24 protein-coding genes are annotated in these 26,449 nt (G+C 66.5%); 4 read left to right on the forward strand and 20 right to left on the reverse strand.

From position 1 onward, the window contains the following. Positions 1 to 143 precede the first annotated feature (143 nt). Positions 144 to 1,004: a bifunctional methylenetetrahydrofolate dehydrogenase/methenyltetrahydrofolate cyclohydrolase FolD gene (gene folD, locus FHT98_RS06465; protein WP_142113184.1), complete on the forward strand. Its 861-nt coding sequence runs from the start codon at positions 144 to 146 to the stop codon at positions 1,002 to 1,004. Positions 1,005 to 1,177: 173 nt separating this feature from the next. Here folD and lpdA read toward each other — a convergent pair whose 3' ends face one another. The 13 genes from lpdA to argH all read right to left on the reverse strand — a co-directional run bounded on the left by lpdA (position 1,178) and on the right by argH (position 17,243). Next, on the reverse strand, positions 1,178 to 2,581 hold the full coding sequence (gene lpdA / locus FHT98_RS06470) for a dihydrolipoyl dehydrogenase (RefSeq protein ID WP_142113187.1): 1,404 nt from the start codon (positions 2,579 to 2,581) through the stop codon (positions 1,178 to 1,180). A 37-nt stretch (positions 2,582 to 2,618) separates the two neighbouring features. After that, positions 2,619 to 3,362: an SDR family oxidoreductase gene (locus FHT98_RS06475; protein ID WP_142113189.1), complete on the reverse strand. Its 744-nt coding sequence runs from the start codon at positions 3,360 to 3,362 to the stop codon at positions 2,619 to 2,621. Positions 3,363 to 3,378: 16 nt separating this feature from the next. Beyond that, positions 3,379 to 4,605: a 2-oxoglutarate dehydrogenase complex dihydrolipoyllysine-residue succinyltransferase gene (gene odhB, locus FHT98_RS06480; RefSeq protein WP_142113191.1), complete on the reverse strand. Its 1,227-nt coding sequence runs from the start codon at positions 4,603 to 4,605 to the stop codon at positions 3,379 to 3,381. Positions 4,606 to 4,712: 107 nt separating this feature from the next. Then, positions 4,713 to 7,670: a 2-oxoglutarate dehydrogenase E1 component gene (locus FHT98_RS06485; RefSeq protein ID WP_113584899.1), complete on the reverse strand. Its 2,958-nt coding sequence runs from the start codon at positions 7,668 to 7,670 to the stop codon at positions 4,713 to 4,715. 157 nt (positions 7,671 to 7,827) lie between these two features. Beyond that, positions 7,828 to 8,712 (reverse strand): succinate--CoA ligase subunit alpha, encoded by an 885-nt coding sequence (sucD, locus tag FHT98_RS06490; protein ID WP_091856990.1) that lies wholly within the window; start codon positions 8,710 to 8,712, stop codon positions 7,828 to 7,830. 9 nt (positions 8,713 to 8,721) lie between these two features. Continuing rightward, positions 8,722 to 9,918 carry an ADP-forming succinate--CoA ligase subunit beta gene (sucC, locus tag FHT98_RS06495; RefSeq protein ID WP_113584898.1) on the reverse strand — a complete coding sequence of 399 codons (1,197 nt, stop codon included), beginning with the start codon at positions 9,916 to 9,918 and terminating at the stop codon, positions 8,722 to 8,724. A gap of 78 nt (positions 9,919 to 9,996) precedes the next feature. Beyond that, entirely contained in the window at positions 9,997 to 10,959 is a 963-nt protein-coding gene (mdh, locus tag FHT98_RS06500) for a malate dehydrogenase (protein ID WP_061969967.1), read from the reverse strand. 321 nt (positions 10,960 to 11,280) lie between these two features. Then, positions 11,281 to 11,880 carry a TetR/AcrR family transcriptional regulator gene (locus FHT98_RS06505; protein WP_061969969.1) on the reverse strand — a complete coding sequence of 200 codons (600 nt, stop codon included), beginning with the start codon at positions 11,878 to 11,880 and terminating at the stop codon, positions 11,281 to 11,283. Positions 11,881 to 11,883: 3 nt separating this feature from the next. Continuing rightward, complete coding sequence (zapE, locus tag FHT98_RS06510; RefSeq protein ID WP_142113193.1) at positions 11,884 to 13,062, reverse strand: cell division protein ZapE; 1,179 nt, start codon at positions 13,060 to 13,062, stop codon at positions 11,884 to 11,886. A gap of 217 nt (positions 13,063 to 13,279) precedes the next feature. After that, positions 13,280 to 14,110, reverse strand: a complete 831-nt coding sequence (locus tag FHT98_RS06515) for an ABC transporter substrate-binding protein (protein ID WP_091856987.1) — start codon at positions 14,108 to 14,110, stop codon at positions 13,280 to 13,282. A gap of 36 nt (positions 14,111 to 14,146) precedes the next feature. Then, on the reverse strand, positions 14,147 to 14,941 hold the full coding sequence (locus FHT98_RS06520; RefSeq protein ID WP_091856986.1) for an amino acid ABC transporter ATP-binding protein: 795 nt from the start codon (positions 14,939 to 14,941) through the stop codon (positions 14,147 to 14,149). Then, positions 14,938 to 15,831 carry an amino acid ABC transporter permease gene (locus tag FHT98_RS06525; protein WP_113584896.1) on the reverse strand — a complete coding sequence of 298 codons (894 nt, stop codon included), beginning with the start codon at positions 15,829 to 15,831 and terminating at the stop codon, positions 14,938 to 14,940. The genes FHT98_RS06520 and FHT98_RS06525 overlap by 4 nt, the downstream gene beginning before the upstream one ends. Then, the gene (gene argH, locus FHT98_RS06530; RefSeq protein ID WP_113584895.1) at positions 15,828 to 17,243 is read right to left on the reverse strand and encodes an argininosuccinate lyase; all 1,416 of its coding nucleotides are present in this window, start codon (positions 17,241 to 17,243) and stop codon (positions 15,828 to 15,830) included. Before argH ends, FHT98_RS06525 begins: the two co-directional genes overlap by 4 nt. Positions 17,244 to 17,338: 95 nt before the next feature. Here argH and FHT98_RS06535 point away from each other — a divergent pair, with 95 nt between their 5' ends. Continuing rightward, positions 17,339 to 18,265, forward strand: a complete 927-nt coding sequence (locus FHT98_RS06535; protein WP_113584894.1) for a LysR family transcriptional regulator — start codon at positions 17,339 to 17,341, stop codon at positions 18,263 to 18,265. A 57-nt stretch (positions 18,266 to 18,322) separates the two neighbouring features. Next, a complete protein-coding gene (locus FHT98_RS06540; protein ID WP_142113195.1) occupies positions 18,323 to 18,709 on the forward strand; it encodes a SpoIIAA family protein in 387 nt (128 codons plus the stop codon). A gap of 3 nt (positions 18,710 to 18,712) precedes the next feature. On the opposite strand, the gene phoB is transcribed toward FHT98_RS06540, so the two are convergent. From phoB to FHT98_RS06575, 7 genes are all read right to left on the reverse strand, one after another. Next, positions 18,713 to 19,420, reverse strand: a complete 708-nt coding sequence (gene phoB / locus FHT98_RS06545; protein ID WP_061969982.1) for a phosphate regulon transcriptional regulator PhoB — start codon at positions 19,418 to 19,420, stop codon at positions 18,713 to 18,715. Positions 19,421 to 19,433: 13 nt separating this feature from the next. Further along, complete coding sequence (phoU, locus tag FHT98_RS06550; RefSeq protein ID WP_061969983.1) at positions 19,434 to 20,153, reverse strand: phosphate signaling complex protein PhoU; 720 nt, start codon at positions 20,151 to 20,153, stop codon at positions 19,434 to 19,436. Between the two features lie 77 nt (positions 20,154 to 20,230). Further along, positions 20,231 to 21,037: a phosphate ABC transporter ATP-binding protein PstB gene (pstB, locus tag FHT98_RS06555; RefSeq protein ID WP_113584893.1), complete on the reverse strand. Its 807-nt coding sequence runs from the start codon at positions 21,035 to 21,037 to the stop codon at positions 20,231 to 20,233. 41 nt (positions 21,038 to 21,078) lie between these two features. After that, complete coding sequence (pstA, locus tag FHT98_RS06560) at positions 21,079 to 21,963, reverse strand: phosphate ABC transporter permease PstA (RefSeq protein ID WP_142113197.1); 885 nt, start codon at positions 21,961 to 21,963, stop codon at positions 21,079 to 21,081. 8 nt (positions 21,964 to 21,971) lie between these two features. After that, on the reverse strand, positions 21,972 to 22,946 hold the full coding sequence (pstC, locus tag FHT98_RS06565; protein WP_061969987.1) for a phosphate ABC transporter permease subunit PstC: 975 nt from the start codon (positions 22,944 to 22,946) through the stop codon (positions 21,972 to 21,974). 156 nt (positions 22,947 to 23,102) lie between these two features. Further along, positions 23,103 to 24,128 carry a phosphate ABC transporter substrate-binding protein PstS gene (gene pstS, locus FHT98_RS06570; protein WP_142113199.1) on the reverse strand — a complete coding sequence of 342 codons (1,026 nt, stop codon included), beginning with the start codon at positions 24,126 to 24,128 and terminating at the stop codon, positions 23,103 to 23,105. Positions 24,129 to 24,242: 114 nt separating this feature from the next. Next, a complete protein-coding gene (locus tag FHT98_RS06575; protein WP_091856978.1) occupies positions 24,243 to 25,301 on the reverse strand; it encodes an ATP-binding protein in 1,059 nt (352 codons plus the stop codon). A gap of 121 nt (positions 25,302 to 25,422) precedes the next feature. Here FHT98_RS06575 and ppk2 point away from each other — a divergent pair, with 121 nt between their 5' ends. Then, entirely contained in the window at positions 25,423 to 26,376 is a 954-nt protein-coding gene (ppk2, locus tag FHT98_RS06580) for a polyphosphate kinase 2 (protein ID WP_061969991.1), read from the forward strand. The last annotated feature ends 73 nt before the right edge of the window (positions 26,377 to 26,449 follow it).

Raw genomic sequence — 26,449 nt, forward strand, 5'->3', positions numbered from 1 at the left:
GGCCGATGGAGCACCCGCAAGCCGCGCCGCCCTCTCCTCCCCCGCCGATGACGTCGCAGCCGGGAAAGCCGCGCATTCGGGCTTGTTCATGCGGGCCGGATCGCGCATGAGGGCGGCGTCATCAGCCAACACGAGGTCGGACCATGACCGGCGAAGCCCGCATCATCGACGGCAAGGCCACGGCGGCCGCGCTCAGGGCCGAGATCGGCCGCGAGGTCGCGGCCATCAAGGCTACGCGTGGACTGACGCCAGGGCTGCATGTTGTCCTGGTCGGTGAGGACCCGGCAAGCAAGGTCTATGTCGCCTCGAAGGAAAGGCTCGCGGTCGAGATCGGCATGAACTCGGTTGCCCATCGATTGCCGGCCGAGACGACCGAAGCGCAGCTTCTCGCCAAGCTCGCCGAGCTCAACGCCGACGACAGCGTCGACGGCATCTTGGTCCAGCTCCCGCTGCCGAAGCACATCAATACGGGCCGCATCATCGACGCCATCGACCCGGCCAAGGATGTCGACGGCCTGCACCCGATCAATGCTGGCCTGCTCGCCGGCGGCAAGAACGGGCTCGTGCCCTGCACGCCGCTCGGCTCCATGCTCTTGCTGAAGCAGGCCCTGCCATCGCTGTCCGGACTCGACGCCGTGGTGATCGGCCGCTCCGAGCTGGTCGGTCGCCCGGTCGCCCAGCTTCTGCTCCAGGCCGATTGCACCGTCACCATCGGTCATTCGCGCACCCGCGACCTGGCCTCCGTGGTCAAGCGCGCCGATATCGTCATCGCCGCGGTCGGCCGTCCGCGCATGGTCAAGGGCGACTGGATCAAGCCCGGTGCGACCGTGATCGATGTCGGCATCAACCGCCTGCCCGACGGCAAGCTGACCGGCGACGTCGATTTCGCGGAAGCCGTGAAGGTCGCGGGCGCGATCACCCCGGTGCCCGGCGGCGTCGGCCCGATGACCATCGCCTGCCTGCTCAAGAACACGCTGACGGCGTTTCACGCGCGGCGCGGCTGAGCCAAGGGCTTCCAAAAGAAACAAGCCCTCATCCTGAGGAGCCGCGAAGCGGCGTCTCGAAGGATGGTCCAGCACGCTCTGGAGCATCCTTCGAGACGCAAGCCTTCGACTTGCTCCTCAGGATGAGGGCTCACATGCGAAGAGCGCGCAAGTGCGCGCTCTTCTAAGGCCGATCACATATGGATCTGGCGCTTCTCCACGGCCATCGCGGCTTCCTTCACCGCCTCGGCCAGCGTCGGATGGGCGTGGCAGGTGCGGGCGAGGTCTTCCGAGGAACCGCCGAACTCCATCAGCACGGTCACTTCCGCGATCAGGTCACCGGCATGCGGGCCGATGATGTGGCAGCCGAGCACGCGGTCGGTCGCCGCATCGGCCAGCACCTTCACGAAGCCGTCGGTGTGGCGCATGGCGCGGGCGCGGCCATTGGCCGTGAACGGGAACTTGCCGACCTTGTAGGCGACACCGGCCGCCTGCAGCTCTTCCTCGGTCTTGCCGATCGCGGCGACTTCCGGCGCGGTATAGACGATGCCGGGAATGGCGTCGTAGTTCACATGGCCGTGCTTGCCGGCGATGATCTCGGCGACGGCGACGCCCTCGTCCTCGGCCTTGTGCGCCAGCATCGGCCCGCGTACCACGTCGCCGATCGCGTAGATGCCCGCGACATTGGTCTTGAAATGATCGTCGATGACGACGCGGCCCTTCTCGGTGGCGACGCCGGCCTTGTCGAGGCCGAGGCCATCCGTGTTCGGACGGCGGCCGATCGCGACCAGCACGATATCGGCATTGAGCGTGGTCGCCGTGCCGCCAGCCGCAGGCTCGACAGTGACGGTCGCGCCCTTCTTGCCCGTCTCGACCTTGGTGACCTTGGAACCGAGCTGGAAGGTGAAGCCCTGCTTCTGCAGGATGCGCTGGAACTGCTTGGCGACCTCGCCATCCATGCCGGGCAGGATGCGGTCGAGATATTCGATGACGGTGACCTTGGCGCCGAGACGGCTCCAGACCGAACCGATCTCGAGGCCGATCACGCCGGCACCGACCACGACGAGCTCCTTCGGCACGGAGCCGATCTCGAGCGCGCCGGTTGAGGTCACGACGGTCTTCTCGTCGACGGTCACGCCCGGCAGCGGCGCCGATTCCGAACCCGTCGCGATGACGATGTTCTTGGTCTCGATCTCCTGCGCCTTGCCATCCTCGGCGGTCACGACGACCTTGCCGGCGGCGGGGATCGAGGCCGTGCCGTGGAAGGCGTCGATCTTGTTCTTCTTCAGCAGGAAACCGACGCCGGTGACGTTGGCATCGATCGTCTCCTGCTTGTGGGCCATCATCGCCTTGAGATCGAGCTTCGGCTTGCCGACGACGATACCGAGCTTCTCGAAGGTGTGGCCGGCCTCCTCGAACATCTCGGAAGCGTGCAGCAGCGCCTTGGAGGGGATGCAGCCGACATTCAGGCAGGTGCCGCCATGGGTCTTGCGCTTCTCGACCACCGCGACCTTGAGGCCGAGCTGGGCGGCGCGGATGGCGCAGACATAGCCGCCGGGGCCGGTTCCGATGACGACGAGATCGTAGGCCGCAGCCATGGTGACTTCCTTTCCTGTGTTCGAATGCGGCGGCGCTTCAGCGCCCGCCGGTCACGTTCAAGACGGTTCCGTTGGTGTAGGAGGCCTCATCCGAGAGCAGCCAGGCGATCGCCTGCGCCACCTCGCGCGCCGTGCCCTCGCGCTTCATCGGAAGCTGGTCGCGCAGCAGCGCGACGCGATCGGGCATGCCGCCGCTGGCATGGATATCCGTATCGATGATCCCGGGCCGGACGGCATTGACCCGGATGCCCTCGGCCGCGACCTCGCGAGCGAGGCCGAGCGTGAAGATGTCGATGCCGGCTTTTGCTGCGGCGTAGTCGAGATATTGCCCGGCACCGGCCAGCACCGCCGCGGCGGAGGACAGGTTGACGATGCCACCGCCCTGCCCGCCATGGCGGGTCGACATCCGCTTCACCGCCTCGCGGGCGCAGAGGAAGCTGCCGGTCAGGTTGATCCGGAACATCCGCTCCAGCCGGGCGAAATCCATCTCGTCGAGACGCTGCGGGGCATCGATGACGCCGGCATTGTTGACCAGCGCGGTCAACCGACCGAGCTGGTCAGCCGCCGCGAAGATCGCGGCGACATCGGCTTCGTCGCCGACATCGCCCTTGACCGCGACCGCTTGCCGGCCCTGGCCGTTGACGGCCGCGACCGTCTCAGCCGCGGCGTCAGCATTCGCCTGATAGTTGACGACGAGATCGTAGCCGCGCTCCGCGAGCAGGGTCGCGGTCGCCCGGCCGATTCCCCGGCTGCCGCCGGTGACGATCGCAACGCCCGACATATCCCGCGCCGCGCGATCAGAGATCGAGGACGAGGCGCGCCGGGTCCTCCAGGCCTTCCTTGATGCGGACGAGGAAGGTCACGGCTTCCTTGCCGTCGATGATGCGATGGTCGTAGCTGACCGCCAGATACATCATCGGGCGGATCTCGATCTTGCCGCCGACGACGACCGGGCGCTCCTGGATCTTGTGCATGCCCAGGATTGCCGATTGCGGCGCGTTCAGGATCGGGGTCGACATCAGCGAGCCGTAGACGCCACCGTTCGAGATCGTGAAGGTGCCGCCCTGCATCTCCTCGATCGAGAGCTTGCCGTCGCGGGCCTTCTTGCCGAACTCGCCGATCTTCTTCTCGACGCCGGCGATGGAAAGCTCGTCGGCATCGCGCACGACCGGAACCACCAGGCCCTTCTCGGTGCCGACCGCGACGCCGATATGGTAGTAGTTCTTGTAGATGATGTCGGTGCCGTCGATCTCGGCATTGACCGCCGGGATCTCCTTCAGCGCCTGCACGCAGGCCTTCACGAAGAAGCCCATGAAGCCGAGCTTCACGCCGTGCTTCTTCTCGAAGACATCCTTGTACTGGTTGCGCAGCGCCATCACGCCGGACATGTCGACCTCGTTGAAGGTCGTCAGCATCGCCGCGTTGGACTGGGCTTCCTTGAGGCGGCGCGCGATGGTCTGGCGCAGCTTGGTCATCTTGACGCGCTCTTCGCGGGCGCCGTCATCCGGCGCCGACGGGGCGCGGACGGCAACCGGCGCGGGCGCCGCGGCCGGGGCAGCAGCGCCGCCGGTCGCGATCGCGGCGAGCATGTCGCCCTTGGTCACGCGACCGTCCTTGCCCGAGGCAGCGACCTTGGACGGGTCGACGCCGCTCTCGGCGGCGAGGCGCGACACGGCCGGGCCGGAATCGGCGGCCTTGGTCGCGGCAGCCTTCGGAGCCTCGGCAGCAGGAGCCGGAGCGGCAGCAGCGGGCTTGGCCTCAGCCTTAGGGGCAGCGGCAGCCGCACCGCCTTCGGCGATCGTGCCGAGCAGCGCGCTGACACCGACCGTATCGCCTTCCTTGGCGACGATCTCGCCGAGCACGCCGGCGGCCGGCGCGTTGACTTCCAGCGTCACCTTGTCGGTCTCGAGCTCGACCAGGGGCTCGTCGGCCTTCACCGCCTCGCCCGGCTTCTTGAACCACTTGCCGATGGTGGCCTCGGAAACGGATTCGCCGAGGGTGGGTACGCGGATTTCGGTCGCCATGTCAGGCCTCTGTTGTCTCGTTCTCTGGCGGCAGGTTCGGCACCGGCTAGGGCGCCAATGCAGCAATGGAATCCGGCAGCGCGCTCAAGGCGCCGCCGGGAAGGATGTCAGGCCGCGAAGGCCTCGTCGAGGAAGGCGTTGAGCTGGGCGAGATGCTTGGACATCAGGCCGGTCGCGGTCGCGGCAGAGGCCGGGCGGCCGACATAGCGCGGACGCTTCGACTTCGAGCCGGCATGGCCCAGCACCCATTCGAGATAGGGCTCGACGAAGGTCCAGGAGCCCATGTTCTTCGGCTCCTCCTGGCACCAGACGACATCGGCGCCCTTGAAGCGCGCCAGCTCCTGCGCCAGCGTCTTCAGCGGGAACGGATAGAGCTGCTCGACGCGCATCAGGTAGACATCGTCGACGCCGCGCTTCTCGCGTTCCTCCAGCAGGTCGAAATAGACCTTGCCCGAGCAGAGCACGACGCGGCGGATCTTCGAATCCTTGACCAGCTTGGTGGTCGACTTGCCGCGCTCGGCATCGTCAGCCAGCACGCGGTGGAAGGTCGAGCCCTCGGCCAGCTCGCTGAGGTCGGAGACGCAGCGCTTGTGGCGCAGCAGCGACTTCGGCGTCATCAGGATCAGCGGCTTGCGGAAGTCGCGCTTCAGCTGCCGGCGCAGGATGTGGAAATAGCTCGCAGGCGTCGAGCAGTTCGCCACCTGCATGTTGTCTTCCGCGCACATCTGCAGGAAGCGCTCCAGGCGGGCGGAGGAGTGCTCCGGCCCCTGGCCCTCATAGCCGTGCGGCAGCAGGCAGACGAGGCCCGACATGCGCAGCCACTTGCGCTCACCCGACGAGATGAACTGGTCGAACACGACCTGCGCGCCGTTGGCGAAATCGCCGAACTGCGCTTCCCAGCAGGTCAGGGCGTTCGGCTCCGACAGGGTGTAGCCGTATTCGAAGCCGAGCACGGCCTCTTCCGAGAGCATCGAGTTGATGACCTCGTAGCGCGCCTGCCCCTCGCGGATGTCGTTCAGCGAGGTGTGGCGGGCCTCGGTCTCCTGGTCGATCAGCACGGAATGGCGCTGCGAGAAGGTGCCGCGCTCGCAATCCTGGCCGGAGAGGCGGACCGGATTGCCGTCGAGCAGCAGCGAGCCGAAGGCCAGCGATTCGGCCGTCGCCCAGTCGATGCCCTCGCCGGCCTCGACAGCCTTCTTGCGGTTGTCGAGGAAGCGCTGGATCGTCTTGTGGACGTTGAAGCCAGCCGGGACAGCCGTGATCTTCTCGGTGATCTCCTTCAGCACCGCCGCCGGCACGCCGGTGGCGCCGCGGCGCGGATCGTCCTCGTCGGCGCGGATCGCCTTCATGCCAGCCCAGCGGCCGTCGAGCCAGTCGGCCTTGTTCGGCTTGAAGGCCTGGCCGGCGTCGAACTCGACCTCCAGCTTCGCCTTCCAGGCGGCACGCATCGCGTCGAGCTCGCCGGCCTCGATCACGCCCTCGGCCGCGAGCTTCTCGCCATAGAGCTCCAGCGTCGACTTGTGGCCGCGGATCTTGCGGTACATCAGCGGCTGGGTGAAGCCCGGCTCGTCGCCCTCGTTATGGCCGAAGCGGCGATAGCAGAACATGTCGATCACGACCGGCTTGTGGAACTTCTGCCGGAACTCGATCGCGACCTTGGCGGCGAAGACCACCGCCTCCGGATCGTCGCCGTTCACATGGAAGACCGGGGCCTCGACCATCTTCGCCACGTCGGACGGATAGGGCGAGGAGCGCGAATAGCGCGGATAGGTGGTGAAGCCGATCTGGTTGTTGATGATGAAATGCAGCGAGCCGCCGGTGCGGTGGCCCTTCAGCCCGGACAGGCCGAGGCATTCCGCCACGACGCCCTGGCCGGCGAAGGCCGCATCGCCATGAATCAGCAGCGGCAGCACCTTCGAGCGCTCGACGATATCGCCGAACTGGTCCTGCTTAGCGCGGACCTTACCGAGAACGACGGGGTCGACGATTTCCAGATGCGACGGGTTGGCGGTCAGCGAGACGTGGACGTTGTTGCCGTCGAACTCGCGATCGGCGGACGCACCGAGATGGTACTTCACGTCGCCCGAGCCCTCGACGTCGTCAGGCGCGAAGGAACCGCCCTTGAACTCGTGGAACAGCGCGCGATGCGGCTTGCCCAGAACCTGGGTCAGCACGTTGAGGCGGCCGCGATGGGCCATGCCGAAGACGATGTCGCGCACGCCGAGCGCGCCGCCGCGCTTGATGATCTGCTCCAGCGCCGGAACCAGCGCCTCGCCGCCATCCAGGCCGAAGCGCTTGGTGCCGGTGAACTTGAGATCGAGGAACTTCTCGAAGCCCTCGGCCTCGACGAGCTTGTTGACGATCGCGCGCTTGCCCTCGCGGGTGAAGGCGATCTCCTTGTCCGGCCCCTCGATGCGCTCCTGCAGCCAGGCCTTCTGCTCGGGGTCGGAGATATGCATGAACTCGATGCCGACCGTGCCGCAATAGGTCCGCTGCAGCACCGCGACCATCTCGCGGACGGTGGCGAACTCCATGCCGAGCACGTTGTCGATGAAGACCTTGCGGTCGAGATCGGCCTCGCCGAAGCCGAAGGCGGCCGGCGACAATTCCTCATGATCGGTGCGGCTCTCGATGCCCAGCGGATCGAGCTTGGCATGGAAATGGCCGCGCATCCGGTAGGCGCGGATCAGCATGATCGCACGCACCGAGTCGCGCGTCGCCTGCTGCACATCGGCGGCGGAGAGCACGGTGCCGGCGGCTTTCGCCTTGGCGCCGAGCTTGTCGGAGATCACCTTCTCGACGACGGCCCAGTTGCCGTCCAGCGCCGAGACCAGCTCGCCAGAGGCGACGACCGGCCAGTTCGGCTTCTTCCAGGAGGCGCCCTTGGCGTTCTGCAGGACGGCTTCCTTGTCGTCCTTCAGCGCGCCGAAGAAGCCCTGCCACTGCTCGTCGACCGACTTGGGGTCGGCCTCATAGCGGGCATAGAGGTCCTCGATATAGGCAGCGTTGCCGCCATAGAGGAAGCCGGTCTGCGCGAGAGCCTCGTTGATGTCCTGGCGAGCCATGATGCTCCTGCCTTCCTTCGCCGCTTAAGTCATGTCCGAACCCTTGCCCGGACATCATTCAATCTGTCGTCATGCCCGGGCCTGACCCGTGCAACCCCTCGGGATTTGGCGGCGCGTCATGGCCAGCTCAAGGCCGGCCATGACGCGCTAAAACGCCTCAGCCCTTCAACACTTCCACCAAGGTCTTTCCAAGGCGCGCCGGCGAGGGCGAGACCCGGATGCCGGCCGCTTCCATCGCCGCGATCTTGTCCTCGGCGCCGCCCTTGCCGCCCGAGATGATCGCGCCGGCATGGCCCATGCGGCGGCCGGGAGGCGCCGTGCGGCCGGCGATGAAGCCGACCATCGGCTTCTTGCGGCCGCGCTTGGCCTCGTCCTTGATGAACTGCGCCGCGTCCTCTTCGGCCGAGCCGCCGATCTCGCCGATCATGACGATCGAGGTGGTCTTGTCGTCGGCCAGGAACATCTCGAGCATGTCGATGAACTCGGTGCCCTTGACCGGGTCGCCGCCGATGCCGACGGCCGTGGTCTGGCCGAGGCCCTCGCGGGTGGTCTGGAACACCGCCTCATAGGTCAGCGTGCCCGAGCGCGAGACGATGCCGACCGAGCCCGGCTTGAAGATGTTGGCCGGCATGATGCCGATCTTCGACTCACCCGCCGTGACGACGCCAGGGCAGTTCGGGCCGATCAGGCGGGTCTTGGAGCCGACCAGCGAACGCTTGACGCGGACCATGTCGAGCACCGGGATGCCCTCGGTGATGCAGATCACCAGCGGGATCTCGGCGTCGATCGCCTCGCAGATCGCGTCCGCAGCGCCCGGGGGCGGCACATAGACGACGGACGCGGTGGCGCCGGTCTTGGCCTTGGCCTCGTGCACGCTGTCGAAGACGGGCAGGCCGAGATGGAGCGAGCCGCCCTTACCCGGCGAGGTGCCGCCGACCATCTGCGTGCCATAGGCGATCGCCTGCTCGGAGTGGAAGGTCCCGTTCTTGCCGGTGAAGCCCTGGGTGATGACCTTGGTGTTCTTGTCGATCAGGATGGACATGTCTGCTCCTCAGGCCTTCTTGACCGCGGCGACGATCTTCTGCGCGGCGTCGTCGAGGTCGTCGGCGGGAATGACGTTGAGGCCGGAATCGCGGATGATCTGCTTGCCTTCCTCGACATTCGTGCCTTCGAGGCGAACGACCAGCGGAACCTTGAGGCCGACGGCCTTCACCGCCGCGATCACGCCGCGGGCGATGACGTCGCACTTCATGATGCCGCCGAAGATGTTGACGAGAATGCCCTTCACCTTCGGGTCGGCGGTGATGATCTTGAACGCCGCCGTCACCTTCTCTTCGCTGGCGCCGCCGCCGACGTCGAGGAAGTTCGCCGGGCTTTCGCCGTAGAGCTGGATGATGTCGAGCGTCGCCATGGCAAGGCCGGCGCCGTTGACCATGCAGCCGATCGTGCCGTCGAGCGCGATATAGGCAAGGTCGTACTTGGACGCCTCGATCTCCTTGGCGTCTTCCTCCGTGGTGTCGCGCAGCGCGACGACCTCGGGGTGACGGTACAGCGCGTTCGAGTCGAACGAGACCTTGGCGTCCAGGCACTTGAGCTGGCCCTGGGTGGTCACGATCAGCGGGTTGATCTCCAGCATGTCCATGTCCTTGGCCACGAACGCTGCGTAGATCTGGCCGAGCACGGTGCCGGCCTGCTTGGCGAGGTCGCCCTGCAAGCCGAGAATGCGCGCCATGGAGCGGCCGTGATGCGGCATGATGCCGGTGGCAGGATCGACCGAGAAGGTCTCGATCTTCTCGGGCGTGTCATGGGCGACGGCCTCGATGTCCATGCCGCCCTCGGTCGAGATGACGAAGGCGATGCGCGAGGTCTCGCGGTCGACCAGCGCCGAGAGGTAGAACTCCTTCTCGATGTCCGAGCCGTCCTCGATATAGAGGCGGTTGACCTGCTTGCCGGTCTCGCCGGTCTGGATCGTGACCAGCGTGTTGCCGAGCATCTCCTTGGCGTGGGCCTCGACTTCCGCGACCGACTTGGCAAGGCGAACGCCGCCCTTCGCGTCGGGGTCGAGTTCCTTGAACTTGCCCTTGCCGCGCCCGCCGGCGTGGATCTGCGACTTCACGACGTAAAGCGGCCCCGGCAGCTTCTTGGCGGCCTCGACCGCCTCCGCCACCGTGAGAGCCGGGAAACCGGCCGAAACGGGCGCGCCGAATTCCTTGAGGATGGCTTTGCCCTGGTATTCGTGGATGTTCATGTGCTCGGTTTCCCTGACAGCGACCGAAAATTGACGAGAGGGCGGCCGCGCGTTGTCGCGCCGCCGCCCTCGCTTAACTTACGCGAGTGACGGATCGACGGTCTTGCAGGCGTCGATCAGGTTCTGGACCGAAGCCACCGACTTCGCCAGCATCTCCTTCTCGGCGCCGTTGAGGCGGATCTTGACGACGCGCTCGACACCCTTGGCGCCGATCACGACGGGAACGCCGACGAACATGTCCTTGACGCCGTACTGGCCGCGCAGCGCAGCCGCCGCCGGCAGGACGCGCTTCTGGTCCTTGAGATAGCTCTCGGCCATCGCGATCGCCGAGGCCGCCGGGGCATAGAAGGCCGAGCCGGTCTTGAGCAGGTTGACGATCTCGCCGCCGCCCTTGCGGGTGCGCTCGACGATGGCGTCCAGCTTCTCCTGCGTGGTCCACTTCATCTTGACGAGGTCCGGCAGCGGGATGCCGGCGACGCCCGAGTAGCGGACCAGCGGCACCATGTCGTCGCCATGGCCGCCGAGAACGAAGGCCGAGACGTCCTTGACCGAAACCTGGAACTCCTCGGCGAGGAAGTGGCGGAAGCGGGCGCTATCGAGCACGCCGGCCATGCCGCAGATCATGTTGGGCTTGAGCCCCGAGAACTTCTGCAGCGCCCAGACCATCGCGTCGAGCGGGTTGGTGATGCAGATCACGAAGGCCTTCGGGGCGTACTGCTTGATGCCCTCGCCGACCGACTTCATCACCTTGAGGTTGATGCCGATCAGGTCGTCGCGGCTCATGCCGGGCTTGCGCGGCACGCCGGCGGTGACGATGATCACGTCGGCGCCCTTGATGTCCTCGTAGGAGTTCGTGCCCTTGTAGCCGGCGTCGAAGCCGTCGACCGGAGCGGACTCGGCGATGTCCAGGCCCTTGCCCTGCGGAATGCCCTCGGCGATGTCGAACAGGACGACGTCGCCCAGCTCCTTGAGGCCGGCGAGGTGAGCGAGCGTGCCACCGATCTGGCCGGAGCCGATGAGGGCGATCTTCTTACGGGCCATTGCCTAGTCCTTTTGTTTCTGGCGCGACCATCGATCCGGCTGCTGCCGGCTTCGACATTCAAAATGCCTTGGCGCTGCGACAGGTCAGCTCCCGGTGGGAGCCGGCCAAACCGTGCGTTCCTTTGGCCCAAACCGGGCTTTTGCCGCAACCCTCGCCGCAAAAGCGGCTTTTCTCGGGCATGACGCACCTCGCGCGAAGCCGCCCGAGGCCGCCCCCGATTTTTCAATGACTTAGCAGAGCCCTTCGCATTCACTCGGTTCCATCAGGAACGAAAATCGATAATTACAATTTACATATATTGTAATTGGTAACCAGATTATTTACACGATCCCGCTGCCGAGCACCCGCAGGATCACACGGATCAGGGTCGAGAGCCGGGTATCGACGGAAGCCTGCGGCACGTCCGCTTCCAGCGCCAGCGAGGCCGGATGGATGAAGCGGTTGGTGGCGTCGATGACGAAGGCGATCGCCCTGTCCCGATCGCGCGGCTCGAACACGCCGGTCGCCATGCCCTCGTCGACCACCCGCTCGAACAGAGCACGCACGCGAGTCCGGTTGCGCCGGCTGATCGCATGCCGTTTGGCGACCGCCAGCGACAGCGCCGCGAAGAGATGCGGCTCCTCGGTCAGGAGATCGCGATTGGCCTTGGCCAGCGCCAGGATCAGGCGTTCGAGCTTGTCGTCGGCCGGGTCGGGACCATCGGCGACATCGGCGAGCCGGCGCTCGGTCGCCTTCAGCCAGACATCGACGACGGCGTCGATCAGCGCGCCCTTGGAGGGGAAGTAGCGGTAGACATTGGCATGGGTCATGCCGGCCTCTTCCGCCACGGCGACGACCGTGAAGCGCTTCAGCCCGAACTTGCGCAGATGCTCGCCGGCGACCGTGAGGATGCGGGTCTCGCTCGGTTCGCGCTGCGGCATGGCTCAGGTCTCCACCAGCCCTGTCGTATCGCCGCTCGCGGCCGAATCCGGCCGGCCATGCGGCATCGCGAGATATTCCTCGGAGCGCATCTCGATCAGGCGGGAGACCGTGCGGTCGAACTCGAAGGCCTCGCGCCCCTTGCTTGCGCGATAAAGCTCGTGGGGCTCGGCCGCCGCCGAAGCGACAAGCTTCACATGATGCTCGTAGAGCGTGTCGATCAGGATGATGAAGCGCTTGGCCTCGTTGCGCCGGTCGAAATCGAGGACGGGCACGTCGTCGAGCACCAGCGTGTGGAAGCGCTGCGCCAGGGCGATGTAATCCGAGGCGCCGTAGGCCTGGGCGCAGAGATCGGCGAAGGCGGCCCGCGCCACGCTGGCGGCGGCCTGCGGCAGGACGAGGTCATGCCCCTGCACGTTCAAAACAGTGCGCTGCCCCTGCGCCGTACCGGACAAGGCCTTGAAGGCGGCATCGAGCGCAGCCTTCGCCTTCTCGTCGGCGGGCACATGATAGACCGGCGCCCCGCCGAGCTTCTCCAGCCGGAAATCGGTGCGCGCATCAAGCTTGAGCACCTCGACCCTGGTCTGCAGCAATTCGATGAAGGGCAGGAACAGCGCCCGGTTGAGCCCGCCCTCGTAAAGCCGCGACGGCTCGACATTGGAGGTCGCGACCACCACCACGCCAGCCGCGAACAGCGCGGTGAACAGCCGCCCGAGGATCATCGCATCGGCGATGTCGGTGACAGTGAACTCGTCGAAGCAGAGGAGATAGGCCTCGTCAGCGAGATCCGCCGCGACCGGCGCGATCGGATCGCCTTCCTTGACCTCGCCGCTCTTGATCTTCTGGCGATAGGCGTTGATGCGGCAGTGGACGTCGGCCAGGAACTCGTGGAAATGCACGCGGCGCTTGCGCTTCACCGGCGCGGCCTCGAAGAACATGTCCATCAGCATGGTCTTGCCGCGGCCGACCGAGCCCCAGACATAGAGCCCCTTCGGTGCGGACGCCGTGTCCGGCTTCTTGCCGAAGAGCCAGCCGAGCGCGCTGCCCTTGCGGGCAAGGCGGCGGGCGGCGAGCGTCGCGGACAAGGCCTCGAGCTTCTTGACCACCGCGACCTGCGCGGGATCGCGCTCGATGGCGCCCGCCTCGACCAGGGCGGCATAACGGTCGGTGATCGAGGCTGACATGACGGCGGGCGCTGGCGATCCGGAAAAGACCTGACCGGGTTACGGCAGCCCTGCCGTCATCGCAAGCCCACGGAGCGAACCTCGCGCGCCGGGAACACATCGTCATTGCGAGCGAAGCGAAGCAATCCAGGGGACCGGCTCGACCCGTTCAGGCCGGCGGCCCCTCGATTGCTTCGTCGCTACGCTCCTCGCAATGACGAGGAGCGGGAAGCAGGGCTTACTTGCCCTGGTTGATCGAGACCGGCTTCACCGCATTGTTGGCGAGACCGTATTTCTCGATCAGCTTGTCATAGGTGCCGTTCGCCTGCAGCCGGTCGAGGGCGCCCTTGACCGCGTCGCGCAGCTGCGTGCCTTCCGCCGTCTTGGCGAAGGGGATGCCGGCCAGCGAATGGGTGAAGGGCTTGCCGAGCGCGATATAGGTGTTCGGCTCGAGCTTCTGGAAATGGCTCATCGTCTCGCTGCCCTGGACGCCGCCCTGCAGGCGCTGCGTCTTGAGCTGGGTGCGCGCGTCGACCGAACCCTCGGTGCCGACGACGTTGATCGCCGGCTTGCCCTTGGCAACGCAGTTCGCCTCGCTCCACTCGCCGATCTGGCGCGGCCAGTTGGTCGCGCGGCTGGCGCCGACGCTCTTGCCGCACAGGTCCTCGGGGGTCTTGATCGTGTCCTTGAAGGCGGTGACCGTGTAGAACTGCGCGCCGGAATCCATGTAGTCGATGAAGTCGGCGGTCTCGCGCCGCGCCGGCAGGTCGCTCATCCCCGCCATGACGGCGTCGACGCGGCCGGTCTGCAGCGAAGGCAGCATCTGGGCGAAGGCGGTCTCCTGCCACTCGACCTTGACGCCGAGTTCCTTGGCGATGGCTTCGCCCAGCTCGATGTCGAAGCCCGAGAGCTGGTTGGTCGCGACATCCTTGAAGGCGATCGGCGGATAGTTCGGCTGGGTCGCGATCACGATTTTGCCGGCGGTCTTGATGCGGTCCGGCAGGGCCTGGGCCTGCGCGGCAAGCGCGGTGCCGGCGAGCAGCGCGGCAGCGATGGTCAAACGAAGCATGTGGTCTCTCCCTCTAGTGAACTGGTTCAGCCGCCGTCACTTCAGGACGGCGGCGATGAAGTCGCGCGTGCGCGCCTGGCTGGGCGCGACGAGCACGGTCTGCGGCGGCCCCTGCTCGACGATCTCGCCCTTGTCCATGAAGACGACGTCGCCAGCCACTTCGCGGGCGAAGCCGAGTTCATGCGTGACGACGATCATGGTCATGCCGGATGCCGCGAGATCGCGCATCACGTTCAGCACCTCGCCGACAAGCTCGGGATCGAGCGCCGAGGTCGGCTCGTCGAACAGCATCAGCTTCGGCTTCATCGCCAGCGCCCGGGCGATGGCGACGCGCTGCTGCTGCCCGCCCGAGAGCTCGCTCGGATAGGCGTCGCGCTTGTCGGCGAGGCCGACGCGCTCCAGCAGCGCCGTCGCCTCCGCGACGATCTGCTTGCGCGGCTGCTTCAGCACGGTGAGCGGCCCCTCGATGATGTTCTGCAGCGCCGTCATGTGGTTGAACAGGTTGAAGCGCTGGAACACCATGCCGGTGACGAGGCGCTGACGCGCGATCTCGACATCGGTCAGCTCGTGCAGTTCGTCGCCGACGCGGCGATAGCCGATCAGCTCGCCATCGACGCGGATGGCGCCCTTGTCGATCTTCTCGAGCTGGTTGATGCAGCGCAGCAGCGTCGACTTGCCCGAGCCGGACGGCCCGATGATGCATTGCACCGTGCCGGGCTCGATCGAGAGCGAGACGTTGTTCAGCGCCTTCAGCTCGCCGAAGATCTTGCTGACATTGGCGATCGTGACGATCGCGCTATCGGCCTTCGCCGGGTTCTCCGCCGTGCTCATGCCGTTTCCTCCTGCACCGCGGCGCGCTTGGTGCGCCGCCCTCCCCGCCCCTTCGAAAAGTGGCGTTCGAGGAAATACTGTCCGATCTGCAGGATCGTCACCACGAGCAGGTACCAGCCGGCCGCGACGATCAGCAACTCGATGACCCGCGCATTGGCGTAGTAGATCGTCTGCGCGTTGCGCAGGATCTCGGCATACTGGATCACGCTCGCGACCGAGGTCAGCTTGACCATGCTGATCACCTCGTTGCCGACCGGCGGGATGATGACGCGCATCGCCTGCGGCAGCACGATCCGGCGCAAGGTCGTCAGCCGGGTCATGCCGATCGCCTTGGCGGCCTCGGTCTGCCCGGTATCGACAGAGAGGATGCCGCCGCGCACGACTTCGGCGGTATAGGCGCCCTGGTTCATGCCAAGCCCGAGCAGCGTCGCCATGAATGGCCCGATGATGTCGATCGTGCGCCAGGAGAACAGGCCGGGGATGCCGATGGTCGGGAAGACCAGCGCCAGGTTGAACCAGATCAGGAGCTGCAGCAGCAGCGGCGTGCCGCGGAAGAACCAGATATAGAACAGCGCCGCGCTGCGCAGCACCGGATTCGGCGACATGTACATGATCGCGAAGATCACGCCGAGCACGATGCCCAGCGTCATCGCGCAGACGGTCATGATCAGCGTGTTGCCGAGACCGGCGATGATCGCCGGTGCGGTGAAGAACTGCCGCACCACAGGCCAGGCGATGTCGCCCTCGACGAAGGCCATCACCACCCAGGCGAGGATCGCGAGGATGATCACTGACGCGACCCAGCGGCCGTAGAAGCGCCGCGGCACGATCCTGAGACGGGCAATCGCAGCGAGGTCGCGGCTGCTGATCGGCGAGGTTGCGTCGCTCATCGCCTGCTCTCCCGGCTCCAGGCTTCCAGGCTGGCGAGCTTGCCACGGAAGCGCGCGATCTGCTCGCGCACCCGCTCGGGCGCCGTGCCGCCATGGCCGCTGCGCGCCGCGACCGCGGCGTCGAGCGTCAAATGGTCGAGAACGCCGGCATCGAGCCGCGGATCGACGGCGCGAAGATCGACGGCGTCGAGCGATTCAAGTTCGCGGCCCATCTCCTCGCAATAGCGCACCAGCGCGCCGGTGATCTCATGCGCCTCGGCGAAGGGCACGCCGTTGCGGGCGAGATGATCGGCCACTTCTGTCGCCAGCGCGAAGCCGGAGCCGGCCTGAGCCCGCATCGTCGCGACATCGGCGCTCATGCTGGCGATCAGCCCGGCGAAGGCCGGCAGAACCTCTTCAAGCACGTCGACGGCGTCGAAGCCCGTGCGCTTGTCCTCCGCGAGGTCGCGATTATAGGACAGCGGCAAACCCTTCAGCGCGCCGAGCATGGTGACGAGGTCGCCGGTCAGCCGTGACGCCCGACCGCGCGAGATCTCGGCGATATCCGGGTTCTTCTTCTGCGGCATGATCGACGAGCCGGTCGCGAAGGCATCGTCCAGCGTCACCCAGGCGAATTGCCGGGAGGTCCACAGCGTCACCTCTTCGGCGAGGCGCGACAGGTTCGTCGCCAGCATCGCCGCGACGAACAGGAACTCCGCGACATGGTCGCGCGCGCCGACCGCATCGACCGAATTCTCGAATGGCCCGTCATAGCCGAGTGCCTTGGCACTGAGCTCCGGATTGAGCGTAATCGCCGAACCGGCGAGCGCTGCCGCCCCAAGCGGGGACTGGCCGGAGCGCTTTTCCCAGTCGGTCAGGCGCGAGGCATCGCGCATCAGCACCTGGCCATGCGCCATCAGCCAATGGCCGAAGGTGACCGGCTGGGCGCTCTGGAGATGGGTGAAGCCGGGGCAGACCGACGCCGCATGCTCCTCCGCCTGATCGGCGATCGCAGCCAGCAACTCCGCCAGCATGCCGGCGAGCGAGCGTGACTTGCTCCGCAGGTAGAGCTTGAGGTTGTTCGCCGCCTGGTCGTTGCGCGAGCGTCCGGCGCGGAGCTTGGCGCCGGTCGAGCCGACGCGCTCGGTCAGGATACGTTCGATGAAGGTGTGGACGTCCTCGTCATCGGGACCGGGCGCGATCCGCCCCTCGACCGTGTCGCGGGCGATCCCGTCGAGCGCGGTCAGGATGGTCTCGAGCTCCTGCGCGCTCAGCAGGCCGGCGCGACCGAGTTCGGCCGCATGCGCCTTGCCGCCCGCGACATCCTGCGGCACCAGCCTTGCGTGCTCGCCGGCGGCGCTCGACAGCTTCATCAGCCGCGGGTCCGGCGGCTTGCGGAAGCGCCCGCCCCAGAGTCGGGTCGTCTGGTTCATGATCTCGTTCCTCCCGTCAGGGAAGAATGGCCTCTTGACCGAGAGGCCGGCAAACGAAACGATCTCCGCCGAGATAGTCCAAAAAGGAATACCCCATGGCGGCCAGCCGGCCACCCCCGTCAGCCGCGGCGCTGAGGGCGTTCGCGACCGTCGCAAGGCTGGGCTCGACGGCCCGCGCCGCTCTCGCGGTCAACCTGACCCAGAGCGCGGTGTCCAAGCAGATCCTCTCGCTGGAGCATCATCTCGGCACGGTGCTGTTCGACCGCAGCCCGCTCGGCCTCAAGCTCACCGAAGCCGGCGCGATCTACCTGCCCTATGCGGAAGCCGCGCTGGAGCAGATGGAGCGCGGCGCACGGCGTCTCGCCGAGCGCAACGCCATCGCCCGGCCGATCCGCCTGCACATGGTCGCGATCGCCGGCGAGCGCTGGCTGATGGCGCGCTTTCCGGCCTTCGCCGAGGCCCATCCCGGCGTCGACGTGCAGTTCACCAATTACGTCAGCGAGAGCGAGACGGAGGAACCGGATATCGAGATCGCCCATGGCGTCCCGCCCTGGCCCGGCAAGGAGGCGCATTTCCTCTTCGGCCGCGATGTCGCGCTCGTCGCGGCACCCAGCCTGATCGAGCGGATGGGCGGTTTCCGCCGCGCTGCCGATATCCAGAAGATGACCCTGCTGCAGCACTATCAGATGCCGACCTTCTGGGCCGAGTTCACCGAAGCGCATGACCTGCGCGGCGCAGTGCCGGAGCACACCGTGCGCTACGGCTATTATTCCGTGATCACCAGCGCCGCCGTCGCCGGTCTCGGCCTCGCGCTGGCGCCACGCTGCTACGTCGCCGACGAGCTTGCCTCCGGCGCGCTCGTCAATCCGCTGGGGCTCGGCTTCACCAGCGCCATCGGCTGCTGGCTGACGCGACCGCTCGACCAGCCGCCGCGGCCGGGGCTGGATGCCTTCATCGCCTGGCTGCGGGCCGAGGCCGAGAGCTTCGACGCAGCGACGCGCGCGCCGCCCCCTTACGTCTGACCGGCCCCGGCGAAACCTCCCCCTCGCCTGCGCGTTGTCCCCCGAGGAGGAGGAGCCATGCTCACCATTCTGCCCGCCCCGGACCATGTCGCAGCCTATCGGCTGTCGCAGACGCTCACGGCTGACGATCTCGACGCCATCATGGCCGATATCGACGCCCGGCTCGAACGTCACGAGAAGCTCGGCATCCTCGCCGACATGACCGATTTCACCGACATGACGCTGGCCGCGGCCTGGAAGGACGCGCGCTACAGCCTCGGCAAGCTCTGGGAGCTCAGGCGCTTCCCCAAGGAAGCCCTGATCACCGACAAGGGCTGGCTCGCCGGCTTCGTCGATCTGCTCGACCCGGCGATCCCCTTCGTCAAGGTCCGCGCCTTCAAGCCCGAGGACTATGACAAGGCCCTGACCTGGGCCGGCGATATCGAGGGCGGCCCGAACGCCTGAGGCTTACGCGGCTCCGCTGCGCGCGAAGGTCTCGTCGAAGGCGTAGCCGGCTCCGCGCACGGTGCGCAGCGGGTCCTTGGCGTCGCCCGGCGTGATCGCCTTGCGCAGCCGCCCAACATGGACGTCGACCGTGCGCTCGTCGATATAGACGTCGCGGCCCCAGACGGCGTCGAGGAGCTGGGCGCGTGAATAGACCCGGCCCGGCGCCTGCATCAGGAACTCGAGCAGGCGGAACTCGGTCGGGCCGAGATGCAGTTCGCTCCCGGCGCGCCGGACGCGGCGCGTCGTGCGGTCGAGTTCGAGATCGCCGGCCGCGAGCAACCCTGCGACATGGCCAGGCTTCGCTCTGCGAAGAAGCGCCTGGATGCGGGCGATCAGCTCCGGCAGCGAGAACGGCTTCACGACATAGTCGTCGGCGCCGGTCGCAAGCCCGCGCACGCGCTCGGTCTCCTCGCCGCGCGCCGTCAGCATGATGATCGGCACGCGCTCGGTGTCGCGGCGCGAGCGCAGGCGCCGGCAGAGCTCGATGCCGGAGAGGCCCGGCAGCATCCAGTCGAGCAGGACCAGATCGGGCGTGGAATCGCGCAGATGCAGCTCGGCGTCATCCCCGCGCGCGACGCTGTCGACCTCGAAGCCCTCGGCTTCGAGGTTGTAGCGCAGCAGCAGGGTGAGCGGCTCCTCGTCCTCGACGATCAGGATACGTGCGGCCATGATGGCTTTGACCTCAGCTTCCCGTCACCGCTTCGACCTCGATATTGGTCGTGTCGAGCTTCGGCCGGTTCACGTCGAGGGAATCGCCAGTGACGAGGTAATGGATCGTCTCGGCGATATTGGTGGTGTGGTCGCCGATGCGCTCGATATTCTTGGCGCAGAACAGCAGATGCGTGCAGAAGGTGATGTTGCGCGGATCCTCCATCATATAGGTCAGGAGTTCGCGGAACAGCGAGGTGTAAAGCGCGTCGATCTCGTCGTCACGCTTCCAGACCTCGAGCGCCTTCTGCTCGTTGGTCGCGGCATAGGCGTCGAGCACGTCCTTGAGCTGGGCCTGCACGAGGCGGCTGATATGCTCGAGGCCGACGACCGCGCGATGCGGCGGCTGGAACTGGCCGGCAATGGCGACGGCGCGCTTGGCGATGTTCTTGGCGAGGTCGCCGACGCGCTCGATGTCGGAGGCAAGGCGGATCGCCGAGATCAGCTCGCGCAGGTCCTGCGCCAGGGGCTGGCGCCGGGCGATGGTGAGCACGGCCTTTTCCTCGACCTCGCGCTGGAGATTGTCGAGGCGCTGGTCGGCCGAGATGATCTTCTGGGCGAGCGCGGTGTCGCGGCGAACGAGCGCGACGGTCGAGTCGCCCAGCATGCGCTCGGCCATGCCGCCCATTTCGGCGAGGCTGCGGCGGATGCCTTCGAGATCGGTGTCGTAGGAGCGGACGATGTGGTCGGTCATTGCGTGTTCCTCAGGCGCATCGGCCCGAAAAGTGGAAACCGGTTTTCGGGCAAGCCGATGCGAAACAAAAATGCCGCTTAGCCGAAACGGCCGGTGACGTAGTCCTGGGTCTGCTTCTTGGCCGGGTTCATGAAGATCGTGTTGGTCGGCGCGAACTCGATGACCTCGCCGAGATACATGAACGCCGTGTACTGCGAGATGCGCGCCGCCTGCTGCATGTTGTGCGTGACGATGGCGATGGTGAAATCGCTCTTGAGCTGCTCCAGCAGGTCCTCGATCTTGCCGGTCGAGATCGGGTCGAGCGCCGAGGTCGGCTCGTCGAACAGGATCACTTCCGGCTTCTGCGCGATGGTGCGCGCGATGCAGAGGCGCTGCTGCTGGCCGCCGGAGAGGCCCATGCCGGAGCTCTTCAGCTTGTCCTTGACCTCGTCCCAAAGCGCGGCGCGGCGCAGCGCGCCCTCGACACGGTCGTCGAGCTCGGATTTCGGCGGCTTCTCGTAGAGGCGGATGCCGAAGGCGACGTTGTCGTAGATCGACATCGGGAACGGCGTCGGCTTCTGGAAGACCATGCCGACGCGCGAGCGCAATTCGTTCACATCGACGTCGTTCGAGATGATGTTGCGGCCGTCGAGCATGATCTGCCCTTCCGCGCGCTGCTCCGGATAGAGCGAGTAGATCCGGTTGAAGATGCGCAGCAGGGTCGACTTGCCGCAGCCGGACGGGCCGATCAGCGCCGTGACGTGACGATCACGGAAGTCGAGATTGATGTTCTTCAGCGCCTTGTGCTCGCCGTAGTAGAAATCGAGGTTCTTCACCGCGATCCGGACGGGCGCCTCGGCATCGAGCGACTGGGGGGAGAGTTCAAGGGTCGAAAGCATCGACATTAAGTCCTCAAGGTCGGTCGCGATCGGGTTGGTTTCAAGCTCTACTTGCTGCTGGCGACGATGCGCCGGGCAACGAGCGAGAGCACGAGGATCGAGACGGTGATGATGAGCGAACCGGCCCAGGCGAGCTGCTGCCAGTTCTCGTAAGGGGCGGAGGCGAACTGGTAGATCGTCACAGGCAGGTTGGAGACGCCGCCCACGAGCGAGGGCGAGAACCAGAAATTGTTGTTGAGCGCGGTGAAGAGCAGCGGCGCCGTCTCGCCGGCGATGCGGGCGAGCGCCAGCAGGATGCCGGTGACCATGCCGGCCTTGGCCGCGCGCCAGGTCACCGAGGTGATCACGACGGAAGGCGGCGCGCCGAGCGCGGCGCCAGCCTCGCGCAAGGGGCCGGGCACGAGGTTCAGCATGTCCTCGGTGGTGCGCACGATCACTGGGATCGCGATGATGCCGAGCGCGACGCCGCCGGCCCAGCCGGAATAGCCGCGGAACGGCTCGACCAGGATGACGTAGACGAACAGGCCGATCAGGATCGACGGCGCCGAGAGCAGGATGTCATTGATGAAGCGGATCAGGTTGGCGAGCTGCGAGCCGCGGCCGTATTCCGCGAGCCAGGTCCCGGCGAGCACGCCGATCGGCGTGGCGATGGCGATGCCGAGGAAGGTCAGCACGAAGGAGCCGACGATGGCATTGGCGAGGCCGCCGCCTTCCGTGCCGGGGCCGGGCGTGACCGCGGTGAACGTGGCGAGCGAAAGCCCGCCGATGCCCTTCACCACGAGCATGCCGAGGATCCAGAACAGCACGAAGATGGCGATGAAGGTGAAGCCGGTGGCGATGATCTTCATCAGCCGGTCGGCGGTGCGACGGGACTGGCGCACGCGGCCCCAGGGCTGATGCGGCAGTTCGCGAGGCGTGGTCGTCATGGTCATGGGGGGCCTCAGTAGCGCTTGACGCGGGCGACCAGCAGCCGCGCGATGACGAGGACGACGAAGGTGACGAAGAACAGGATGCAGCCCAGCGCGATCAGCGCGTTGAGCTGCAGCCCCAGCGCCTCGTTGAACTCGTTGGCGATGCGCGAGGCGATGGTGGAACCCGGGTCGAACATCGAGGCCGAAAGCCGGTTGGCGTTACCGACGACGAAGGTCACCGCCATGGTCTCGCCGAGCGCGCGGCCGAGGCCGAGCATGACCGCGCCGATGATCGAGACGCCGGCCTGCGGCACCAGCACATGGCGCACGACCTCCCAGGTGGTCGCCCCGATGCCATAGGCGCTCTCGCGCAGCACAGAGGGGATCTGCTCCAGCATGTCGCGGGTGATCGAGGCGATGAAGGGGATGATCATGAAGGCGAGGATGATGCCCGCCGTGAAGATGCCCAGTCCCGAAGGCGAGCGCGAGTAGAGCACGGTGCCGACGATCGGAAGGCCCTCGACGATGTTCGAGAGCGGGATCTGCACATAAGCCGCGAAGAGCGGCACGAAGACGAACAGGCCCCACATGCCGTAGATGATCGAGGGCACGGCCGCGAGCAGCTCGATCGCGGTCGCGACCGGCTTCTTGAACCAGGCCGGGGCGAGCTGGGTCAGGTAGACCGCGATGCCCAGCGAGAGCGGCACGCCGATCACCAGCGCGATCAGCGCCGTCGAGAGCGTGCCGACGATCGCCGGCCAGGCGCCGTATTGTTCGTTCTGGGTATCCCAGACGCTGGAGGTGATGAAACCGAGACCGAATTCGCGGAAGGCCGGCCAACCGCCGATGACCATCGAGACCATGATGCCGGCGAGCAGCACCAGCACCAGCAGCGCCGCACCGAAGCTGGCATTGCGGAAGATGGCATCGAAGGTCGCCTTCGGCGTCTTCCGCACGATCGGCGTCGCGCCGGGAATGCTCGTCATGTCGGTTGCTGCGGTCATCCGCGAAGGCTCCGGTGGCATGGCCGGGATCGTCGGAGGGTCCGCCCGATCCCAGCCCTCATCCTGAGGAGCGCCCGAACAGGGCTCCTCAGGATGAGGGCTTGAAGAGTGCGGCGAGGCGGGTCGAACCCCGCCTCGCCTTGTCGATGGCAGCGATCAGAAGATCGGCTTGCCGGCCGTGTCGGTCACGCCCTTCCAAGCGCTGCGGACCTGGTCCTTCACGTTCGTCGGCAGGGCGACGTAGTCGAGCTCGCTCGCGAGCTTGTCGCCGTTCTTGTAGACCCAGTCGAAGAATTTCAGAGCGGCCTGCGTCTCTTCCGGCTTCTCCGGCTTGGCATAGACCAGGATGAAGGTCGCCGAGGTGATCGGCCAGGCATCCGCGCCCTTCTGGTTGTTGAGCGAGATGCCGAAGCCCGGCTGCTCGTTCCAGTTGGCATTGGCGGCGGCGGCCTGGAAGGCCTTCTCTTCCGGCGCCGGGAAGTTGCCGTCGGCATTCTTCACCAGGGCATGGGAGAGCTTGTTCTGCTTGGCATAGGCATACTCGACATAGCCGATCGAGTTGGCGACCTGCTTGACCGAGGCCGAGACGCCCTCGTTGCCCTTGCCGCCGATGCCGACCGGCCACTGGACCGACTGGTTGGCGCCGATCTTCGACTTCCACTCGGCCGAGGCCTTGGAGAGGTAGTCGGTGAACACGAAGGTCGTGCCCGAGCCGTCCGAGCGGTAGACCGGGTTGATGTTCGCGTCCGGCAGGGTGACGCCGGCATTGAGCGCGACGATCTTCGGGTCGTTCCACTTCTTGATGTCGCCCAGATAGATCTGCGCGATGATCTCGCCCGAGAGCTTGAGCTTGCCGGGCTCGACGCCGGCGATGTTCACGGCCGGCACGACGCCGCCCATCACGGTCGGGAACTGGATCAGGCCGTCCTTGGTCAGGTCTGCGCCCTTCAGCGGGGCGTCGGTGGCGCCGAAGGCGACGGTCTTGGCCTTGATCTGGCGGATACCGCCACCCGAGCCGATCGACTGGTAGTTCAGGCCGATACCCGTCTCTTTCTTGTAGGCCTCGGCCCACTTCGCATAGATCGGGAAGGGGAAGGTCGCGCCGGCACCGGTGATGTCGGCGGCCTGGGCGGAACCGGCGATCCCGACGGCAACGGCCGCGAGAACAAGAATCTTGCGCATGTGAGAAGTCCTCATCTGATCGCTGTTTGCAGCGACCCTGTCAGAACACCCTCTGTATGACAGCCAAATGACAGTTCGTCATGAAAGCTGTCATGAATGGCTGTCATGCACGGATCAGCCGTTGGTGCGCCCCGCCTCGAAGCGCGGCAGGATCGCCCGGAAAGTCGCCCCCTCACCCGACTTGCTCTCGATCGTCAGCCGGCCGCGATGGCGCAGCACGATGTGCTTGACGATCGCAAGCCCCAGCCCGGTGCCGCCCGCTTCGCGGCTGGCCGCGGTGTCGACCCGATAGAAGCGCTCGGTCAGGCGCGGCAGGTGCTCCGGCGCGATACCCGGCCCGTCGTCGCGCACGCTGAAGCTCGCCTCGCTCTCGCCGGCGTCGACGGTGACCGCGACCTCCCCGCCCGGCTTGCCGTATTTGATGGCGTTCTCGACGAGGTTTTCCATCAGGCGCAGCAATTCGTCGCGATCGCCCGGCACCTGCAACGCCTCGCGCGGCGTCTTCAGCACCAATGCGACCTGTCGCTCGCGGGCCATCAGCGTCAGCGAATCCACGATCTCGCGGGCGATACCCGCCAGATCGACCGGGGTATCCGGCGCGACATGGGCGCGCTGCTCGATCCGCGATAGCGAGAGCAGGTCGTCGACCAGCCTGGCCATGCGCAGACCCTGCTCGCGCATGATCCCGAGAAAGCGCTCGCGCGCCCGCTCATCGTTGCGCGCCGGGCCTTGCAAGGTCTCGACGAAGCCGAGCAGCGAAGCCAGCGGTGTGCGCAGTTCATGGCTGGCATTGGCGACGAAATCGACGCGCATGCGCTCGATCACGCGCTGTTCGCTCAGGTCCTGGAAGGTGAGCAGCGTCGCATGGCGCAGACCGCTGTCGCGCAGCGCGGCGATATGGATGCGGAAGGTCCGCTCCACCGGCACGCGCTCGATGAGCTCGATGGTCTTGGCGCCACCCTCGATCGCGACCTGCTCGATCGCGTCGTTGAGGTCGGGATCGCGCAGCACCAGCGCCAGGAGCTTGCCGGCCGCCAACCCCGGGATCAGCGCCTGCATGGCCGGGCTCAGCGCCTGCGCCACACCCTGCCCGTCGAGCAGCACGGCCGGCGCGCCGAGCGCCTCGACCACGTCCCGCACCAGCGCGGCATTGGAAGCGGAAAGATTGACCATGCAAAGCCCGGAGACAGACGGCGGATGCCGACCGGGCCTCTTCCTGAGCGGAACAGCGGCGGGCGTCAATTCCCTTCCGCGAGCTAGCCGGCTAGGCTGATCCAAAGCGGAGAACAGGACGATGGCCAAGAAATTCTCGGATCCGGGCGCGAAGGAATCTGTCGTCGCTCCGTCGGAGGAGCACGGCAAGCCAGCCAAAACCCGCACCAGATCCAAAAAGCCGAAGGGCTTCGACATCGAGGCCGACAGCCTGCCGGAAGCCATCATCGACGCCGCCTATCACAGCGGCAATTACCCCTATGGCAAGCGGATGAAGCGCAAGCGCTACAACCGCGAGATGGAGCCGCTGCAGATCGAATTGCAGAAGCTGACGCGCTGGGCGAGCAAGCATGGCGAGCGCATCGTCATCGTCTTCGAGGGCCGCGACGGCGCCGGCAAGGGTGGCACCATCGCCCGCTTCACCCAGCATCTCAATCCGCGCCAGGCCCGCATCGTCGCCCTGTCCAAGCCCTCCGATACGGAGAAGGGCCAGTGGTATTTCCAGCGCTATGCCGCGCAGATGCCGACAGCCGGCGAGATCGTGTTCTTCGACCGCTCCTGGTACAACCGCGCCGGCGTCGAGCGCGTCATGGGTTTCTGCAAGCCGGAGGAGACCGAGCATTTCCTCGATGAGGCCCCCGCCTTCGAGGGCATGCTCGCCCGTGACGGCATCCGCCTGATCAAGCTGTTCCTGACGATCGGCCGCGAGATGCAGATGACCCGCCTGCACGCCCGTTGGCATGATCCGCTCAAGCGCTGGAAGCTCTCGCCGATCGATTTCGAGTCGGTCCCGCGCTTCGACGACTATTCCCGTGCCTTCGACGAGATGCTCTCCCGGACCTCGACCAAAGCCGCGCCCTGGCATGTCGTGCGCAGCAACGACAAGCTCCGCGCCCGACTGAACGCCATCCGCCACGTCCTGCGCGCAATCCCCTACAAGGACAAGGACGAGGCCGCGATCGGCACGCTCGACGAGGAGATCGTCATCCCCGTGAGCCGCTATCTCGACAACGGTGGCGAACCCGAAAGCCACTGATTCCGGCCCACCGAACCGCTCCTGCCGGATTCCGGTCACAGAATCGGGTGATCTTCCGGCTCTGACCGGAGCG

It is taken from the genome of Allobosea sp. AK1 (assembly GCF_006714945.1).
GTDB lineage: Bacteria > Pseudomonadota > Alphaproteobacteria > Rhizobiales > Beijerinckiaceae > Allobosea > Allobosea robiniae.